Source organism: Tessaracoccus rhinocerotis (genome assembly GCF_007197885.1).
In the GTDB taxonomy this organism is placed as follows: domain Bacteria; phylum Actinomycetota; class Actinomycetes; order Propionibacteriales; family Propionibacteriaceae; genus Arachnia; species Arachnia rhinocerotis.
In genome coordinates this window covers 273,161-290,358 of record NZ_VKKG01000003.1, presented here as the reverse complement: position 1 = coordinate 290,358, position 17,198 = coordinate 273,161, and the positions used below count along the sequence as shown (strand labels likewise).

Genomic DNA, 17,198 nt, shown 5'->3' with positions numbered 1-17,198 from the left:
CGCCACATGGCTGACGACCTCACCTCACGCTTCCAGATCGGCGAGTCCGACTTCCTCCTCGACGGGCAACCGCACCGCATCATCTCCGGCGCCATCCACTACCCGCGGGTACACCCGGAGCTGTGGCGCGACCGCATCCGCAAGGCGCGGCTGATGGGGCTCAACACCATCGAGACCTACGTCGCCTGGAACGCCCACGAGCCCGTCCGCGGGCAGTGGGACGCCAGCGGCCCGTTGGACCTCGGTCGATTCCTCGACATCGTCGCTGAGGAGGGGATGCACGCCATCGTCCGCCCCGGACCCTACGTCTGCGCGGAGTGGCACAACGGCGGCCTGCCGACGTGGCTGACGGCGGACCCGGACATGCGGCTGCGCTCCTCCGACCCCCGCTACCTCGAGGCCGTGACCTCCTACCTGGAGCGCGTGAACGAGATCCTCGCGCCGCGACAGATCGACCGTGGCGGCAGCGTCGTGCTGGTCCAGATCGAGAACGAGTACGGCGCATACGGCTCCGACAAGGCCTACTTGGGCGAGCTCATCCGCCTCACCCGCGCCGCCGGGATCACCGTACCGCTGACCCAGGTGGACCAGCCCATCGCGCACATGATGGAGGGCGGCGCGCACGAGGGCCTGCACAAGACGGGCTCCTTCGGCTCCCGGATCAGCGAACGCCTCGCCACCCTGCGCGAGCACCAGCCCACGGGCCCGCTGATGTGCATGGAGTTCTGGTGCGGCTGGTTCGACCACTGGGGCGAGAAGCACCACACGACGCCGGCCGAGGACTCCGCCCGCGACCTCGACGAGCTCCTGGCCGCCGGCGCCTCGGTCAACATCTACATGGTCCACGGCGGCACGAACTTCGGCCTGACCGCCGGCGCCAACGACTCGGGCCGCTACCTGCCCATGGTCACCAGCTACGACTACGACTCCCCCATCAGCGAGTCCGGCGACCTCACGCCCAAGTTCCACGCCTTCCGCGAGGTCATCGCCCGGCACGCCCCGGTGCCCGACGAGCCGCTCCCCGAGCCCCTCGCCGCGCCCGAGCTCTCTGTGGACCTCGACGCCGTGGCGGCTCCCCTGGAACTCGTCGCCTCGGACCGTGGCGAGTTCCCCTCGCCGCCGACCCTCGACGAACTCGGCCCCGACCTCGTCCTCGCCGAGTACCGGACCGCCGCCCCGAGCACCGCCGTGGGGGTGCTGGACGCCGAGGTTCGCGACCACGCCTGGGTCCTCCGCGACGATCTGCAGGTCGGCACCCTGCAGCGCGTGCTGGGCGACAACTCCGTGGGGCTGCCGGCCGGCCGGGACCTGACGCTGCTGGTCGAGGAGCTCGGGCGAGTGAACTACGACCAGCGCATCGGCGAGGCCAAGGGCGTCATCGGCACCCCCACGCTCGACGGCGCCCCCCTGCCCGGCCCCTGGTACGTGCGCACCTTCGACGTGCCCGCGCTGGGCGAGGCCGTCGCGGCCGCCGCCGGGACGGAGGGCCTGGTGCGCAGCGGGCGCGCCGTCGGCCCTGTGGGCCTGCGCGGCACGTTCGAACTCGGCGATGCAGCCGACCTGTTCCTCGACACCCGCGGCTGGGGCAAGGGCTACGCGTGGGTCAACGGGTTCTTCCTCGGTCGCTACTGGCGTCGCGGCCCCCAGCGCACGCTCTACGTCCCCGGACCGGCCACCCGGGCGGGAGCGAACACGGTCGTGATCGTGGAGCTGGAGCAGGTCACCGACGCGACGGCGCGCTTCGTCGCACGGCCGGACCTGGGCCACGAGGTGGAGTAGCCCGGGCCGTCGCTGCCCAGCCCGGTGGCGACCACGCTTCGCGACACGCCGGTGCACCGGCCCTGCAGAGCGGCGAAATCGGGAGCCTCGAAGGGGCCTCGCCGCATCAAGCCAGCTGGACCGACCCCGGGACCTCCACGCGCGCGGCGGCGATGTGGCAGCCAGCAGGACGACCGGCGCAGACCAGGACCGGGGCACCGTCGGCCAGGGGCAGGATCTCGATCCGGAGCTCGGCGGCCCCGGCGCGCTCGGCAGCGGTGATCCGCCACTCACGACCGTTGAAGATGGCGTCGCTGACGAGGCGGTCGCCGTCCCACGCGCGGGCGACGTCACCCTCCCACTCCAGGACCAGGGTGCCGGCCTCGGGTGCGGAGATGCTGAACGTGGCTGCGGCCGACCAGTCCGTGGGCACCGTCGCACGGCCGTTGGGCGCGACCTGCGGAGCAGGCGCGACCCCCGCTCCTGACAAGGCGGTCCACGGCACCGGCGTCGCCACACCGGCCGGTGCGGGCAGGACCGGCAGCCAGCCGTCGTCGGTGAGCCGCAGGGTGTAGGTGGCCGGTCCGAATCCGGTGCCGGCCTCACCGAGGTGGTCCACCTCGACCGAATCGGGCTCGAACGACTCGATCCGGTCGGAGGTCACGATCGCGTCGCCTAGGACCACCCGGCCGTCGGTCACCCCGAGGCGCAGGGACTCCGGGTCGGACAGGACGACGACGTGGGCGACGGTCCGGCCGTCCACGGCGACGCTCCACCAGTCGCCGGGGCCGACGACGTCAACCACTTCCATCGTGGCGGCCGTGCCGAACCTGGGCTCGATCCCGTCCACCGCGGCCAGCACCAGCAGGGGCAGGCCCTGCCAGGTGAACTCGGTCACGGGCTGGGCGGTCGCCCATTCGAGCTCGACCCCACCCACCTCGAGGCCGAACGGGAGCACGAAGGCGGAGTCGGCGGGGACGTCGAACTCGGGGAAGGAGATCGTGAGGCCGTCCAGCACCACCTCGAACGCGATGCCCTCGTGTGCCGGGAGCACGTCGGAAGGCTGGTGGTTCACCACGAACAGGAACCCGCGCTCGCCGTCGGATCGCACGGCCCAGCGCAGCGAGGTGACGTCGTGCGGCTCCGGGAATCCCACGGGCAGCACGGCGGGCATGGTCGCCAGGGCGGCGCCCCAACGCTCCAGGAACAGGTGCTGGCGACGCAGCCGGAACCAGGTCTCGCGCGGCACGCCGTCCAGGGTGAGGGCCGCGCCGAAGTCGTAGCCGAGCTCCATGAAGTCGTTGGGCTCGCCGACGGCGTGGCACTCCTGGAGTCCGCGCCGCGGGTTCCTGCCGTCGGCGTACATGTAGTAGCCCTGCCAGATGCTGCCGGATGCCAGCTTCGCCAGGCCGAGCGCCTCGACGTCGCGGCCGGTCACCACGGGGCGACGGTGGTAGGCCGAGACCATGCCACCGCCCAGTTCGCAGGTGGCGAAGGGGTGGTCGTCCTGGATGGGGCCGAGCGGGGCCTCGACACGCTCGCCAGAGCGAGCCACGCGACCGGCGGAGTCGGCAGAGGGCTTGCGGTGGTCGGCGCCGATGCCGTCGTCGTCGCGGACCGGGCTGGGGTAGAAGTTCGTCAGGCTGCGGTCGTCACGCAGGTCCGTGGCCTCGATCCAGAAGGAGTCGGTGTAGCCGCCGTAGAGCGCGAACACGTCCTCGGGCAGCTGCGCCGCACCCCATGCGGTGGCAGTCCACAGTGGCGCCGAGAAGCCGACCCGTTCGGCGATCCGGCGCAGCTCGACGAGGTGGTCGGGCTGGTCGTAGAGCTCGTTGTCCACCTGCACGCCGAACAGGTCCAGGCCCTGCACCTGCGCGAACAGCGCGGCGTACCACTTCTCCACCTCGGCCAGGTAGCCCGGGTCGTTGGTCCGCACCTGCCAGCCGGCGTCGGCGATCCGGTCCGGCAGTCCGCCGTGGCGCGCCTCGGAGTGGACGTACGGGCCGAGCCGCAGCACCAGGCCGAGGCCGTGCCCGACGGCGAGGTCGAGGAAGTGCCGCACGTCGAGGTCCCCGTCGAAGGAGAGCACCCCGTCGGCGTCCTCGTGGTGGTTCCAGAACGCGTAGGCGGCCACGTGGGTGAGTCCGCCGGCGCGGGCCCGGCGCAGCACGTCGTCCCACAGCTCGCGCGGGATCCGGGAGTAGTGGATCTCCCCGGAGACGGGGAACACCGGCTCGCCGTCGACGGAGACGTGGCGCGAGTTCACACTCACCCGCTCGTCACCAAGCGACCCCGGGACGGGCCTTGGGGCGGGTGCGGGGGCGACGCGGATGGTGCGCAGGGATGCCACGGGTACTCCTTCAGGTGCTCGGAAATGCCAGTCTCTCGAATCCTGTAACCGTTTCCAAATCCCCGTGGCCTCACTTGGCGGACCGCGGCGAGACCTACACACCCCCAGACACGCAATACTCGGGGACAGCCGCCCGAACCGCCCGCCAGGAACAGGAGACCCAGACATGATGAACGCCGCCGCAGGACGCCTGTTCGCCGCCTCGACCCTCGGCGTCGTGGACGAGGACCTGTCGAGCACCGCGGCGATGATGGCTCGTCACGGCGTGCGCGCAGTCGAGATTCGGTCCGCGCAGGGAGCGTTCATCCACCCCGGCAGCGATGCCGCCTCCCGCCGGGAGGTCCGCAGGCAGTTCGAGGATGCGGGCATGGAGATCTTCAGCGTCGCCAGCCGCGTCCGGATCATGGCCGAGGGCGACGACGCCGAGGTGGCAGCCGCCCTCGAGGCCGAGCTGCACCTCGCCTCGGATCTGGGCGCGCATCAAGTGCGGGTGTTCCCGGGCGCCCCGACGGTGGGCACCACCCCGTCGGACCGCTCGCCGGAACTGATGGAGCCCGTCGACGAGGCCGACGCCCGCGGTGTGCGTCGACTGCTACTGGCCCTGGACGCTGCCGCCGCCCTCGGCGTCGCGCCCCTGGTCGAGACCCACGACTCCCACCCGCGCGGGGAGGACGTCGCGCGGCTGCTCGCAGCCCTCGACGAGGCCGCCCCGGGCCACCCCGTCGGCGCGATCTGGGACCTCCTCCACCCCTGGCGCGTCGGTGAGGAGCTGGGAGCCACCGCGCAGCACCTCGGCCGCCACGTCCTGGGCGGCCGAGGCTACGTGCAGATCAAGGACGTGGCCGACCGGGCCGACACGTTCCCGGTGCTCCAGGGCGACGGCGCGGCCCCCGGGCCCGAGTTCCTGGCAGTCCTCGACGAGCTGGGATACCGCGGGCCGGTCTCACTGGAATGGGAGCGGTTCTGGGTGCCGACGGCCCCGCCGCTGGAGGCCGCCCTCGCCTCCGCGGCCGCTTTCCTCGCCTCGCACTGACCCATGGGCCCCAACCCGCGGCGGCGGCGACCTCAGGGGGTGCTGGCCCGCAGGAGCACTTCGAGTTGGAGGGCGCCGTCGGCCTGGACCCACTCCTCGTCGACGGCGGCGTGGAACGCCTGGTAGCCAACCTCCTCGAGCGGGATACGCACGGTGGTCAGGGGTGGGGTGACGTCGCGGCCGGTGGGGATGTCGTCGAATCCGGCCAGGGCGATGTCGGAGCCCACTTCGCGGCCGGCCTCCCGGATGGTGGTCATGGCGCCGATCGCCATGACGTCGCTGATCGCGAAGACGACGGTGCCGGTCTCGACGCTGTCGGCCAGCGCCCTGCCCATCCCCTCCATGCCGCCCTCGCGGCTGAACGCGCACCGGTAGACCCGCGGCTCCTCGCCCCCGGAGGCGGTGAAGCCGGCGCGGAAGCCGTCGAGGCGCGAGTCTGAGGTCACCATGCCGTCGGCTGCTGCGAGCACGACGGCGCGCCGGTAGCCGCGCCCCACGAGAGCCTTCGCGAGGGCCTCGGCGCCGCCGCGGTTGTCGATGATCACCGAGCGCACGTCGTCGTCCTGCACGCCCATCGCCACGGCGCGGCCGCCCACGGAGGCCAGCAGCTCCAGCTCGCGGCGCAGCTCCGGCTCCACGCGCGGGGTGGCGCGCGAGGCGGCGAGGATGATGCCTTTGGGCCGCTGGCCCCGCAGGGCCCGCACGAGCCGGACCTCCCGCTCGGCGTCCCTCTCGGTGATGGCGATGTTGACGATCAGGCCGGCCTCGTCGGCCCCGCGGGCGACGCCGGAGGCCAGCTCACCGAAGTACGGGTCGGCGATGTCTGCCACGAGGAGGGCGATGATCGCCGACGTGCCCCGGGCCGTCGCCTGGGCCGAGAGGTTGGCGGTGTAGCCGAGTTCGGCTGCCGCCGCCTCGACTCGCTGCCGGTAGGAGTCGGCGACCCTGCGGTTGGAGCCGTTCAGCGCGCGCGATGCCGTCGCCAGTGAGACCCCCGCCCGCTCCGCCACGTCGTTGAGGGTCGCGGTCTGGGGACCGCCTGCGTTCCGGGATTTCGCCATGGCCGGATTCTAGGCCGTCAAGTGGGGGGACACGGCCGCTGCGAACCCTGCGGCGGTTCTTCGGACGGCTTCCAGCGGATCGGTGGCCCAGATCTGCTCGTTGAAGATCTCCACCTCGACGTCCCGGTCGTAGCCGGAGGCGATGACGGCGCGCGTGATCGGGCCGAAGTCGATGACGCCGTCCCCCGGGTAGTGGCGCCCGAGGAGGACGTCGGCCGGCAGCGGGGTGGCCCAGTCGCAGACCTGGTAGGTCGAGATCCGACCCTCGCGGCCCGCGCGCTCCACCTGCGCCACGACGTCGGGGTCCCACCAGATGTGGAACGTGTCGACGGCGGCACCGACGACGCCCGCGTCGAAGTCCGCGGCGATGTCCAGCGCCTGGCCCAGGGTCGAGACGACGCAGCGGTCCGAGGCGTACATCGGGTGGAGCGGCTCGATGGCGAGTTCGACCCCGGCCGCAGCCGCCTCCGGCGCGAGTTCACCGATCGCGTCGCGGACGCGCTCACGAGCGCCCGCGAGGTCACGGGAGCCCTCGGGCAGCCCGCCGGAGACGAGCACCAGCACCGGCGTGGAGCCCGGCGCACCGGCGGCGGCCAGCGTCGCGGTCTCCTCGATGGCTGCGCGGTTGTTGTCGATGGAGGCCCGGCGCTCCGGCCCCTCGGGGAGGGTGAAGAAACCGCCACGGCAGTGCGAGGAGAACCGCAGGCCGGAGTCGTTCAGCATGCGGGCGGCCTGCGCCAGGCCAACCTCGGCCACCGGTTCGCGCCACAGGCCGATGGCCCCCACCCCGGCCTCAGCGGTGACCCGCAGGGCCGTGGCGAGGTCGGCGTACTTGATGGTGGCCTGGTTGATGGACAGGCGCGGGTCCGCGGCGCTCATGCTTCAGCCCTCCAGGCTCAGTTCGGGCAACTCCACCTTGCGGCCCTCTTCTGCGGACTGCAGGCCGGCTGCGGCGAGCTGGACGCCACGGGCGCCGGCGAGCAGGTCGAACGGGTAGTCGGTGCCGAGCACGTAGGAGTCGAGGAACTCCTCCCACTGCTGCCGGAAGCCGTTGGCGAAGACGTCGTTGGTGGGCACCTCGGCCCAGTCGGCGTCGTAGTCGTGCGTGTCCGCCAGGTCCGGGTTCCAGACGGGCTTGGGGGTGGCGTTGCGGTGCTGGATCTTCGCGCCGAACAGGCCGACGACGGCCGAGCCGTGGGTGCCGTCGACGTGGAACTCGACAAGTTCGTCGCGGTTGACGCGCACGGTCCAGCTGGAGTTGATCTGGGCGACGACGCCGCCGTCGAGCTCGAAGATGCCGTAGGCGGCGTCCTCGGCGGTGGTCTCGTACTTGTCGCCCTGCTCGTCCCAGCGCTCCGGGATGTGGATGGAGGCCTGGGTGTAGACGCTCCTGACCTCACCGAACAGGTTCTCCAGCACGTAGTTCCAGTGGGGGAACATGTCGACGATGATGCCGCCGCCGTCCTCGACGCGGTAGTTCCAGCTGGGTCGCTGCGCGGGCTGCCAGTCGCCCTCGAAGACCCAGTAGCCGAACTCCCCGCGGACGGACAGGATGCGACCGAAGAAGCCGGAGTCGATCAGCCGCTTGAGCTTCCGGAGGCCGGGGAGATAGAGCTTGTCGTGCACGACGCCCGTCTTCACGCCGGCGGCCGCGGCGAGGCGCGCCAGCTCCAGCGCCTCCTCGACGGACTCGGCGGTGGGCTTCTCCGTGTAGATGGTCTTGCCCGCGGCGATCGCCTTGCGCAGTGCGGACGAGCGCGCCTTGGTGACGAGGAAGTCGGCGTAGATCTCCCAGCGCGGGTCCGCGAGGGCGGCGTCGAGGTCGGTGGTCCAGTCCTCGATGCCGTGACGCTTGGCGATCTCGGCCAACTTGGACTCGGTGCGACCCACGAGCAGCGGACGGACAGTGACCTTGGTCCCGTCGGAGAGTTCGATCCCACCTTCGTCGCGGATCGCGAGGATGGAGCGCACCAGGTGCTGGCGGTAGCCCATTCGCCCCGAGACACCGTTCATGATGATGCCGATCTCGCGCACTCCGGAGCTGTTGGTGTTGGTGGTGGTCACTTCAAAATCCTTCGGTCTCGTGTCCCAGCGGTGGGTAAACGCTTTCCTGTATCTTGACATGCGACGGGGCGAATCGCAAGGAGATCTGCAACAAACCTGCGTGTTCCGGCCGCATTCGGGAAAGCGCTTGCCAAAGTGTCCGGGACGGGCAAGAATGGGCCCATGAATCGTGTAGCCATCGTCACCGGGGGAAGTCGCGGCATCGGCCTCGGCATCTCCCAGTCCCTCATTGCAGAGGGCGTCCGCGTCGCCGTCGTCGCCACCCGCCCCGAACCCGAGGGGCTCGTCGATTCCCTCGGCGGCGCCGAGCACGCCGCCTACTTCCGCGCCACCGTCGACGACGTCGACTCGCACGCCGCGCTCGTCGCGGACGTCGTCGCCCGCTTCGGCCGGATCGACGTCCTGATCAACAACGCCGGCGTCGGCCCCACCGAGCGCCTGGACATCCTCGAGGCCACACCCGAGAGCTACGACCGGGTGATGGGGATCAACCTGCGCGGCCCGTACTTCCTGACCCAGGCGGTGGCCAACCAGATGCTCGGCCAGGAGCAGCTCGAGGGCGCCCCGCGCGGCGTCATCGTCAACGTCTCCTCGATCTCGGCCACGACGGTCTCCACCAACCGCGGCGAGTACTGCATCTCGAAGGCCGGCGTGTCCATGGCCACCCGCCTCTGGGCGGCGCGGCTCGCACCGGAGGGCATCCTCGCCTACGAGGTCCGCCCCGGCATCATCGCCACGGACATGACCGCCGGCGTGAAGGACCGCTACGACGCACTCTTCGCCCAGGGCATCTCCCCCATGCCCCGCTGGGGCCAGCCCTCCGACGTCGGGGGCGCCGTCGCCGCGCTGGCCTCCGGCGCCATGCCCTACAGCACCGGAGACGTGATCAACGTCGACGGCGGCATGCACCTGCCCCGACTCTGAGGACCTGCCATGACCCATCTGGACCACATCACCGTCGGCGACCAGCAGGTACCCGTCGTCACCACCACGAGCCTCGTCATCGGGACCGGCTCGGCCGGCTACAACGCCGCCGTGCGGCTGGCCGGCTTCGGCGCCCCCGACGTCGTGATGGCCGCGGACAAGATCCGCGCCGGCGCCTCCCGCAACGCGGGCTCGGACAAGCAGACCTACTACAAGCTCACGCTCTCCGGCAGCGAGCCCGACTCGGTGCGCTCGATGGCCGAGACGCTGTTCAGCGGCGGCTCGATGGACGGCGACAACGCCCTGGCCGAGGCCGCCCTGAGCGCCCGCTGCTTCTACCACCTGATCGAGGCCGGGGTGCCGTTCCCGGCCAACCACTCCGGTGAGTTCGTCGGCTACAAGACCGACCACGACCCCCGCCAGCGCGCCACCTCCGTCGGCCCGTTCACCAGCAAGTCGATGGTGGAGTCGCTCGAGTCCAAGGTCCGCCGGCTCGGCATCCCGGTGATCGGGAACTGCCGCCTGGTGGACGTGCTGGTCGACGACGGCAACGTCCGCGGTGCGCTGTTCCTGCGCACCGACGTCGGCGCCGCCCGGAGCGCCGCCACCGAGGAGGAGATCGTCGAGACCAACGTCGGCGAGGAGCCCTCCCCTGAGCCCACCGGCACGCTCGTCGAGCAGCTCGCCAAGGAACCGTCGCGCTTCCTGCTGGTGCGCGCCACCAACGTGGTCATGGCCACCGGCGGCCCGGCGGGGATGTACTCGGACTCGGTGTTCCCGCACGGCCAGTGGGGCGGCGCCGGGGCCGCGCTCCGAAACGGCGCCCGCGGCCACAACCTCACGGAGTGGCAGTTCGGGTTGGCCTCCATCAAGCCGCGTTGGAACGTGTCGGGCACCTACATGCAGGTGGTGCCGCGGTTCGTGTCCACCGACGCGGAGGGCGGCGACGAGCGCGAGTTCCTTTCCGACGTCATCGATGACCCGAACCTGCTGGCAAGCCTGGTGTTCCTGAAGGGCTACCAGTGGCCCTTCGACATCCGCAAGGCGCGCGACGGGTCCAGCCTGGTGGACCTGCTCGTCTACCGGGAGACGGTGATGCGCGGCCGCCGGGTGTTCCTCGACTTCCGCAGCAACCCCGCCGGGGCGCTGGACGCGGACCAGCTCGACGAGCAGGCGCGCGTCTACCTGGAGCGGGCCGGGGTCGCCGACCTGGCGGGCACCACCCCGATCCAGCGGCTGCGCCACATGAACGAGCCGTCCTACCAGTTCTACCTGGGCCGCAACCCGGGCGTGGACCTGGAGCAGGACATGCTCGAGATCGCGGTCTGCGCACAGCACAACAACGGCGGCATCGCCGTCGACGGCTGGTGGCACTCGTCGGTGGTCGACGGCCTGTTCCCCGTCGGCGAGGCCGCCGGCGCGCATGGCGTCTACCGCCCCGGCGGCGCCGCGTTGAACTCCGGCCAGGTGGGCTCCACCCGGGCCGCGCAGTACATCGCCGCTCACCGGGCCGAGGCTCCCGAGGGTGACGGCTTCGACGCCGTCGCCACCGACGTGTTCGGGCGCGCGGCCACGCTGCTGGCCGATGCCGTCGCGCGCTTCGAGGCGGGCGCCGAGGACAACACCGGCACGCTGATCACCGACGTCACCGAGCTGATGAGCCGCAACGCCGGCCTCGTGCGCTCGCGGGCGTCGGTGCTCGAGGCGCTGGAGCAGGTTACTCAGTGGCTCGAGTCCTACCCGGAGACGGTCGTGGTCGACGACTCGTCGCGCCGCAGCGTGAACCGGCTGTTCCTGATCCACGACATCCTGACCAGCCAGTACGTCTACCTGCACGCGATGAAGGACTACCTGGACCACGGCGGCAACTCCCGCGGGTCGGTGCTCTACACCGACCCAGACGGCGACCTGCCCTGGCCCGACCAGGACCTCGGCCTGCCCGAGGAGTTCCGGTTCGTCCTCGACGCCGGCGCTCTCGACGGCGTCACGCAGGAGGTGGACTGGAACGGCGCGGGCGAGCCCGTCTTCACCTGGCGCGACGTGCGGCCCATCCCCAGCGACGACGACTTCTTCGAGAACGTCTGGCGCAACTTCCGCACCGACAGGGGCGTGCCAGCGCGGCAGTCGTAGCCCTCCCCCCAGAAGCCGTCGCGGCCCCGGTCCCCCGCCGGGGCCGCGACCCTTCTGCTCGTCGGGGTGTGACCAGCGTGCGCGACACGCCGCGCCAGGCTCCTACAGGGCCCCGAAACCGATTTCGCGCGCACTGTGGTCACCACGGGTCCCGGCGGCCCCGGCGCCGGCCTCAGCCGCGGCGGCGGTAGACGGCCAGCGCCGTGCCTCCCAGCACCTGCTCCCGCTCGGCAGCGCTGAGCCGTTGCGCCACCAGGTCGAACCACTCCCCGTAGCCCAGGGCGTGGCCGGTGGCGGCGGAGACGGGGAAGTCGCTGCCCGCCAGCAGCCGCCCGGGCCCGAACGCCTCGAGTGCCGCGTCCAGGAACGGGTCCACCTGCTCTGCCAGCGGCCGGTTCGGGTCGGACTCGGGTGCGAGGCCGGAGAGTTTCGCAAACACGTTGGGTGCACCGGAGAGCTCGCCCAGGTTCCCCACCCACTCCTGAGCGACGGCGCTGCCGAAGCCGGCGGTCACCGGCGGCTTGCCCAGGTGGTCCAGCACGATGGTCACCTCGGGGACCGCCCGGGCCGTGCGCACGAGGGCGGGGAGTTGGTGGTGCCGGATGCAGGCGTCGAACGGCAGGCCGCGCCCGGCCAGTGCCCGCAGCCCTGCCACGAGTTCGGCGGACTCGACCAACTCGACGGGCTCGTCCTGCAGCAACCGCCGCACCCCGACGAGCAGGGGCGACTCCTCCAACTCGTCGAGCACCTCCCCCAGCCCGGGTTCATCGACGGGCGCGTGCGCGACGAGGCCGTGCAGCTGCGGCCACCCGGGCGCGAGTGACTGCACCCAGCGCGCCTCGGCGAGTCCGTCCGCGCAGTCGGCCTGGACGAATACCTGCTTGTCGACGACGTCGGGCTCGACGTCGCCTGGCAGGAACGGCCGCCCCAGCGTCGGCTCGTCGTCGAGCCAGGGGTAGCGCAGCAGGGCGGTGTCCCACACGTGCAGGTGGGCGTCGACGATGGTCATGCCTGCTCCGATCTGATGAAGCCTGCCTCGGCCAGTTCGGCCCAGAGCGCGTCGGGCACCGTGGCGGCGTGGCCGGCCAGCGCGGCAGCACACTGCTGCGGGCTGCGGACGCCGATCACAACGCCCGCGACGACGGGGTGGCGCAGCGGGAACGCGAGGGCCGCCGTCGGCAGCGTGACGCCGTGGGACTCGCAGATGTCGGCAAGGGCGTTGACGCGGTCAAGGAGTTTCGGCGGCGCGGGCCGGTAGTCGTAGTGCGCCCCGGGCGCGGGGCGCGGTGTGGCGAGCAGGCCGGAGTTGAACACTCCTGCCACCACTACGGAGATGCCTCGCTCGGCGGCGAGCGGCAGCAGGTCAGCGGAGGCGGGCTGCTCGAGCAGGGTGTACCGGTTGGCGCACATCACGAGGTCGACGTCGGTGCGGCGCACGAACTCGGTGAGCATTGCGGACTGGTTCATGCCGACGCCGACGGCGTTGATGACCCCCTGCTCGCGGAGCTCGACGAGCGCCGGTACGGCCTCCGACGAGGCCTGCTCCCAGTGGTCGTCGGGGTCGTGGAGGTGCACGATGTCCAGGCGTTCCAGCCCCAGGCGAGCGAGGCTCTCCTCCACCGAGCGCAGCACGCCGTCGCGGCTGAAGTCCCAGCGGCGGCGCAGGGAGGCGGGCACCGCGAATCCCTCGTCGTCCATCTCCCCCGTCCGCGGGTTGGCCTCCAGCAGCCGCCCGACCTTGGTCGAGAGCACGAACTGGTCCCTCCCGACTGGTCGTAGCAGGTCACCCACCCTGACCTCGGACAGGCCCAGGCCGTAGTGGGGTGCGGTGTCGAAGTACCGGATGCCGCCCTCCCAGGCCGTCTGGAAGGTGGCCGCCGCGTCCTCGTCGGTGATGGCCTGCCCGAGGTTGCCCATCTGCGATGTGCCCAGTCCGAGTTCGGTGATCCCCAGCCCCGTGCGCAGCTTCCTGGTCCGCATCGAACCTCCTCGTCAGTCCCGGCTCCGCCCTAGACTGCCACACACCTGCTCCCACCAAGGAAGGCCCCCATGCGTGCACTCGTCGCCAGCGGATCAGGGCGCTACGCCGACCCGTGGCACCCGTTCCCGAAGACCTCCCCACTGCTCGCCGAGATCCTGCGCGGGTCCGGCTTCGAGGTGGATGTCGACGACGACGTCGACGCGTCCATGGGCAGGCTCGACGGGGTGGACCTGCTCGTCGTCAACGCCGCGGACCCGTGGCTCGAATCGGACGAGCGACTGGCCCGGGACTCGGCCGCGCCGCAGCAGTTTGCGGCGGCGCTCGAACGCGGGATGGGCGTGCTGGCCCTCCACTGTGCCCTGGCGTCGCTGCGCGACTACCCGGACTGGGCCGCAGCGCTGGGAGCGATGTGGGTGCCGGGGCAGTCCTGGCATCCCCCACTGGCCACCACCCGAATCACCGGCGCCACCCTGCCCGACGGCACTGCCGTGGCCGACTTCGACGTGGACGACGAGCGCTACCTCAGCCTGCAGCGCATTGGCCGCAGCCACGTCGTCGCTAACTTCGACGGTAGCTCAGGTCCGGAGCCTGCGGCGTGGGTCAGGGAGTACGGCAACTCGCGGATCGCGGTCGACGCGCTCGGCCACGACGAGCGCTCCTACGCCTCGGCGGGCCACCGCGCCCTGGTCTCGGAACTCGCTGTCTGGGCCTCACGGCACCAAACCATGTGGGACGTCTGATCATTTCGGGCAAATCGGCTGAGCCGACGGCGTGGCTCGTAGGCTGCCCACGGGCGGTCTCTCTCACCCCTTGGCACAAAGCACAACCCGAGATCTGGCCCACCCAGACCGCCATCAGGGCGGAGTGTTCGTCACGAAGACGGGTTGGCACTGCAACAACCTCACCTACCTGCCGATGGCCACCCGGGCTGCATGGGGCAGTAACCGCTGGCGGCACCGGTGAGTGGCCTCGGCCAAGGGCAAGAAATGGCGCACCAATTGTGGCACCGCTGCCTCCGGAGGAAACGGTTGCCGCACCTGGATCTGGAGCACCTTCGTCGGCGCAGGGCAGGACAGCGCCGGTGCGTGGAGCTACCACCAGACCGACAGCTGGGTGGGGTACAACATTGTCCGCTTCCACTGACCATCACCTGAAAGCAGTGCGCCCCGCCAACCGGCAGGGCCCACTGTGTCGGGGGATTTCACTAACGAATTTGCCCGGTTTGCTTGACGGCTGCGACGACCCGGGTCGCCAGCTCCCTCAGTGGACGAAGGTGAACTTCACCACCTGCCGTCGCGCTGCGCGGCTCGTCCACGAAACGGGAGAAGCGCAGCAATGCAAGGTACATGGGCCGACCACGCCCTGCCTCCCAACTTGTCCTCGCAACCTGCAGTGCCGCTCGGAGCCTCGGGACTGCTGACGCGCTGATCGACCCCAATTCAATGGCAGACGAGAGCCCAGCCTCCACGGAGGTCAGGGAGTGCGCGAGATCCAACAACTCGAGACGGAAGACCCGCCCGGCCGCGCCATCCGTGTCGAGGGTGATCTCCGTGACATTCCCGGAGATGGATACCGTCACCCCCGGTTCCGCGCTGACCAACTGGATGCCGGGTTCGGACAAACGCAGCGTCAGTGAACTACCCACGAAGGTCGGCTCCGAGATTCCGACGCCGATGGTGCCGTCAGAGCGTCTGGCGAACACGGCCGAGGCCGGACCGTCCGACTCGAACACCCCTGCGTTGGAGCTCGAGAAGAAGTTCAGCATGGTCACACCCAGACCGGTGTGGGTGACGCCCTGCACCGAGGCGTCGTTGGCCAGGATCACCAGCCTCCCATCCTGGTATCCCTCAAGGTCGGGCTCGTCGGCGTTAGGCACGATCGCGTAGGCGAGCGACGTCGGCTGGTCGCCGGCATGCAGGAACGACACGTTGGAGACCACACGGGTCAGGTCCGGACCGGTCACGGAGACAGCACCGGACTCGATGCTGACCGGGCTGGCGTTCAGAAAGACGTAACCCACAGCTCCACCTGCCACCGGCTCGGACCACCTGGCGTACTGCAGGACACTGCCCGTGGTCCCACCCGTCCCGGGAAAGCCGTCGCCGTCCACCCAGTTGAACACGGGACTCGAGCCCGCCGGGCTGATCCTCGTGTCCACGGAGGTGATGAGGTCCCGCCCGGCTGGTTCAGACAGGTCGGCCCCCAGGACGACGATCTCTTCGTCGAACATGTACCAGGACTTCACTCCCTCGGGGTTCAGGTACGTGAGGTTGAACTCGTGGCCGAGCTGCTGACTCGCGGTGCCGTAGCCGTCAACGTCCGCGCCTGCTGAGTGGTCATTGGTCGCCCAGGGACTGTTCCCGGACTGCGCCCGCTCCTCTCCAACTTGTGCCGTCACTCCCGCAAGTTTCGTGGGATGCACAACGTGCAGGTATTCTCCGCCGTAAGCTTGCGTCTGGTCTTGGCCGCTGAGGTAGAGGTAGTAGGCGCCCTCTCCCTGGAACCACGGACGAGGGTTGGCCCCGCTGAGGGTCTCGTACTTGGCGATGCGTGACGAACTCCGCGCGATGGCGAACCGGTACCCCGGTCGGCCGTGCACCGAGCGCTCCATCGAGTTGAAGGGTTTGTGCCCCGACTCGAAGAACGGATCCTCGGGAACCAGGGCCGCATCAGTCATGAGTGCATCGAAGGCTGCGATCGCCAACGGGGAGACAAAGGTTGCGACCTCGATGGTCTCGTCCGACGTCTGGGCAATGTGTTTGATGTAAGCACGCAACGCCTCTCCTTGCGCAGTTGGCAGGCTCGCGGCCAACTGGGTGAACGCTTCCACGAGGATGTGGGCGTCCTCGTAACCGACGTTGGTGCGTGCGGCGATCCTACCCTTCACCAATTCGAGGAGGTGTCCCTCGTAGGTCACGGGCGCGAAACTGTTCTGCACCCAGCCGTGGGCCGCCGACGGCAGCCCACTCACCCCGATGAGGGAGGTCCCGGCCGTGACCGCCACCAACTGGGTCAGTCTGGTGAGCAGGTTCTTGCCGTAAGCACCCGTGTAGGGAACGTCCACGTGCTGGAGGAACGAACCGTCCGGGTAGAAGCCGTCAGTGATCCCGTCCACCGGTGCCACCGGGTCAACGACCTGCGTGACCGTGAGGAATGCCGCGAGCCCCTCCGACACGCGAGGGGCATCAGCTGTCAGTGCGCCCTGGACCAGGTAGTTCAGAGAGATGTCTGCGCGATTCGCCCCGGAGTGGAACCGCGGAACGTAGAGGAGGTGGCTGTCCATCATGGTCACGCACAGGTCGACGAGGCCCGGGTCCACCAACAAGATCCTGTCGTACAGGTGGGCGAGCGTGCGCGTAATCTCGTTCGGGCTGCCGATCTCCCAGTCCCACCAGTCACCGTACGTGTCTCCTGTGCCGGTGTAGGGGTTGCCCTGGGCGGAGTAGTAGTTCTCAACCACCCATCGCAGGGCAGCTATCAACTGGTCTTGTTTAGCCGTGTCGCCGAACCACTGCGCCCCGGGGGCCGCTGTGGCGAGCGCCAGCGTGCAGAGCACCCGGAAGGTGCTGGTGAGCCGTCCGCTGGCCACCGCCCCATTGCTGGAGTTCTCCAGACCCAGCCGGACGTCGTTGATAACCCCTGAATACTGTTCCCACTGCGACGGCGGACGCAGCCGGGAGAGGTAGCGTTCCCCATCTGCCTCGATCAGCGCAATCCTCGGCGCGGCGGCCGCGCTTTGGTTACTGGTGGCCGTGCCGGCGTGCACGCTTCGGAAGTTCTGCAGGAGCAGCGGCAGGTCCCCCGGATCAGCCGCCACCGGACGTGAGAATCGGAGAACGGCATGTCCAACCCCGGCGGCCCCCGCCAGTCCGAACAATGCTCTCCTCGAAAAGCCTG

12 protein-coding genes are annotated in these 17,198 nt (G+C 70.3%); 5 read left to right on the top strand and 7 right to left on the bottom strand.

Annotation, left to right across the window (positions count from 1 at the left end):
- Positions 1–6: 6 nt before the first annotated feature.
- Positions 7–1,779 carry a glycoside hydrolase family 35 protein gene (locus FOJ82_RS09435; protein WP_143938226.1) on the top strand — a complete coding sequence of 591 codons (1,773 nt, stop codon included), beginning with the start codon at positions 7–9 and terminating at the stop codon, positions 1,777–1,779.
- Between the two features lie 106 nt (positions 1,780–1,885).
- On the opposite strand, the gene FOJ82_RS09430 is transcribed toward FOJ82_RS09435, so the two are convergent.
- On the bottom strand, positions 1,886–4,108 hold the full coding sequence (locus FOJ82_RS09430; RefSeq protein ID WP_185975707.1) for a beta-galactosidase: 2,223 nt from the start codon (positions 4,106–4,108) through the stop codon (positions 1,886–1,888).
- Between the two features lie 166 nt (positions 4,109–4,274).
- On the opposite strand from FOJ82_RS09430, the gene FOJ82_RS09425 reads away from it, so the two are divergent.
- A complete protein-coding gene (locus FOJ82_RS09425) occupies positions 4,275–5,141 on the top strand; it encodes a sugar phosphate isomerase/epimerase family protein (protein WP_185975706.1) in 867 nt (288 codons plus the stop codon).
- Between the two features lie 32 nt (positions 5,142–5,173).
- Here the strand turns inward: FOJ82_RS09425 and FOJ82_RS09420 are convergent, their stop codons facing one another.
- Genes FOJ82_RS09420 through FOJ82_RS09410 form a run of 3 tightly spaced genes read right to left on the bottom strand, consistent with a single transcriptional unit; the run spans position 5,174 to position 8,266 of the window.
- Positions 5,174–6,202, bottom strand: a complete 1,029-nt coding sequence (locus FOJ82_RS09420; RefSeq protein WP_143938223.1) for a LacI family DNA-binding transcriptional regulator — start codon at positions 6,200–6,202, stop codon at positions 5,174–5,176.
- A gap of 9 nt (positions 6,203–6,211) precedes the next feature.
- On the bottom strand, positions 6,212–7,081 hold the full coding sequence (locus FOJ82_RS09415; RefSeq protein ID WP_143938222.1) for a sugar phosphate isomerase/epimerase family protein: 870 nt from the start codon (positions 7,079–7,081) through the stop codon (positions 6,212–6,214).
- Between the two features lie 3 nt (positions 7,082–7,084).
- On the bottom strand, positions 7,085–8,266 hold the full coding sequence (locus tag FOJ82_RS09410; protein WP_246099823.1) for a Gfo/Idh/MocA family protein: 1,182 nt from the start codon (positions 8,264–8,266) through the stop codon (positions 7,085–7,087).
- A gap of 162 nt (positions 8,267–8,428) precedes the next feature.
- Here FOJ82_RS09410 and FOJ82_RS09405 point away from each other — a divergent pair, with 162 nt between their 5' ends.
- Positions 8,429–9,190, top strand: coding sequence for a 3-ketoacyl-ACP reductase (locus tag FOJ82_RS09405; RefSeq protein ID WP_143938221.1), 762 nt, complete (start codon positions 8,429–8,431; stop codon positions 9,188–9,190).
- Positions 9,191–9,199: 9 nt separating this feature from the next.
- A complete protein-coding gene (locus tag FOJ82_RS09400) occupies positions 9,200–11,320 on the top strand; it encodes an FAD-binding protein (RefSeq protein WP_143938220.1) in 2,121 nt (706 codons plus the stop codon).
- A gap of 172 nt (positions 11,321–11,492) precedes the next feature.
- Here FOJ82_RS09400 and FOJ82_RS09395 read toward each other — a convergent pair whose 3' ends face one another.
- Positions 11,493–12,329, bottom strand: coding sequence for an amidohydrolase family protein (locus tag FOJ82_RS09395; protein ID WP_143938219.1), 837 nt, complete (start codon positions 12,327–12,329; stop codon positions 11,493–11,495).
- Positions 12,326–13,300, bottom strand: coding sequence for an aldo/keto reductase (locus FOJ82_RS09390; RefSeq protein ID WP_143938218.1), 975 nt, complete (start codon positions 13,298–13,300; stop codon positions 12,326–12,328). The genes FOJ82_RS09395 and FOJ82_RS09390 overlap by 4 nt, the downstream gene beginning before the upstream one ends.
- Before the next feature lie 69 nt (positions 13,301–13,369).
- Here FOJ82_RS09390 and FOJ82_RS09385 point away from each other — a divergent pair, with 69 nt between their 5' ends.
- The gene (locus tag FOJ82_RS09385; protein WP_143938217.1) at positions 13,370–14,041 is read left to right on the top strand and encodes a ThuA domain-containing protein; all 672 of its coding nucleotides are present in this window, start codon (positions 13,370–13,372) and stop codon (positions 14,039–14,041) included.
- Between the two features lie 464 nt (positions 14,042–14,505).
- Here the strand turns inward: FOJ82_RS09385 and FOJ82_RS09380 are convergent, their stop codons facing one another.
- Positions 14,506–17,118 carry a polysaccharide lyase family 8 super-sandwich domain-containing protein gene (locus tag FOJ82_RS09380; RefSeq protein ID WP_185975704.1) on the bottom strand — a complete coding sequence of 871 codons (2,613 nt, stop codon included), beginning with the start codon at positions 17,116–17,118 and terminating at the stop codon, positions 14,506–14,508.
- Between the last annotated feature and the right edge of the window lie 80 nt (positions 17,119–17,198).

What these genes read in the sequence shown, in the direction of transcription:
- FOJ82_RS09435 (WP_143938226.1), top strand. Translation starts at nt 7, where the DNA reads ATGGCTGACGACCTCACCTCACGCTTCCAGATCGGCGAGTCCGACTTC.
- FOJ82_RS09425 (WP_185975706.1), top strand. Translation starts at nt 4,275, where the DNA reads ATGATGAACGCCGCCGCAGGACGCCTGTTCGCCGCCTCGACCCTCGGC.
- FOJ82_RS09420 (WP_143938223.1), bottom strand. Translation starts at nt 6,202, where the DNA reads ATGGCGAAATCCCGGAACGCAGGCGGTCCCCAGACCGCGACCCTCAAC.
- FOJ82_RS09415 (WP_143938222.1), bottom strand. Translation starts at nt 7,081, where the DNA reads ATGAGCGCCGCGGACCCGCGCCTGTCCATCAACCAGGCCACCATCAAG.
- FOJ82_RS09405 (WP_143938221.1), top strand. Translation starts at nt 8,429, where the DNA reads ATGAATCGTGTAGCCATCGTCACCGGGGGAAGTCGCGGCATCGGCCTC.
- FOJ82_RS09400 (WP_143938220.1), top strand. Translation starts at nt 9,200, where the DNA reads ATGACCCATCTGGACCACATCACCGTCGGCGACCAGCAGGTACCCGTC.
- FOJ82_RS09395 (WP_143938219.1), bottom strand. Translation starts at nt 12,329, where the DNA reads ATGACCATCGTCGACGCCCACCTGCACGTGTGGGACACCGCCCTGCTG.
- FOJ82_RS09390 (WP_143938218.1), bottom strand. Translation starts at nt 13,300, where the DNA reads ATGCGGACCAGGAAGCTGCGCACGGGGCTGGGGATCACCGAACTCGGA.
- FOJ82_RS09385 (WP_143938217.1), top strand. Translation starts at nt 13,370, where the DNA reads ATGCGTGCACTCGTCGCCAGCGGATCAGGGCGCTACGCCGACCCGTGG.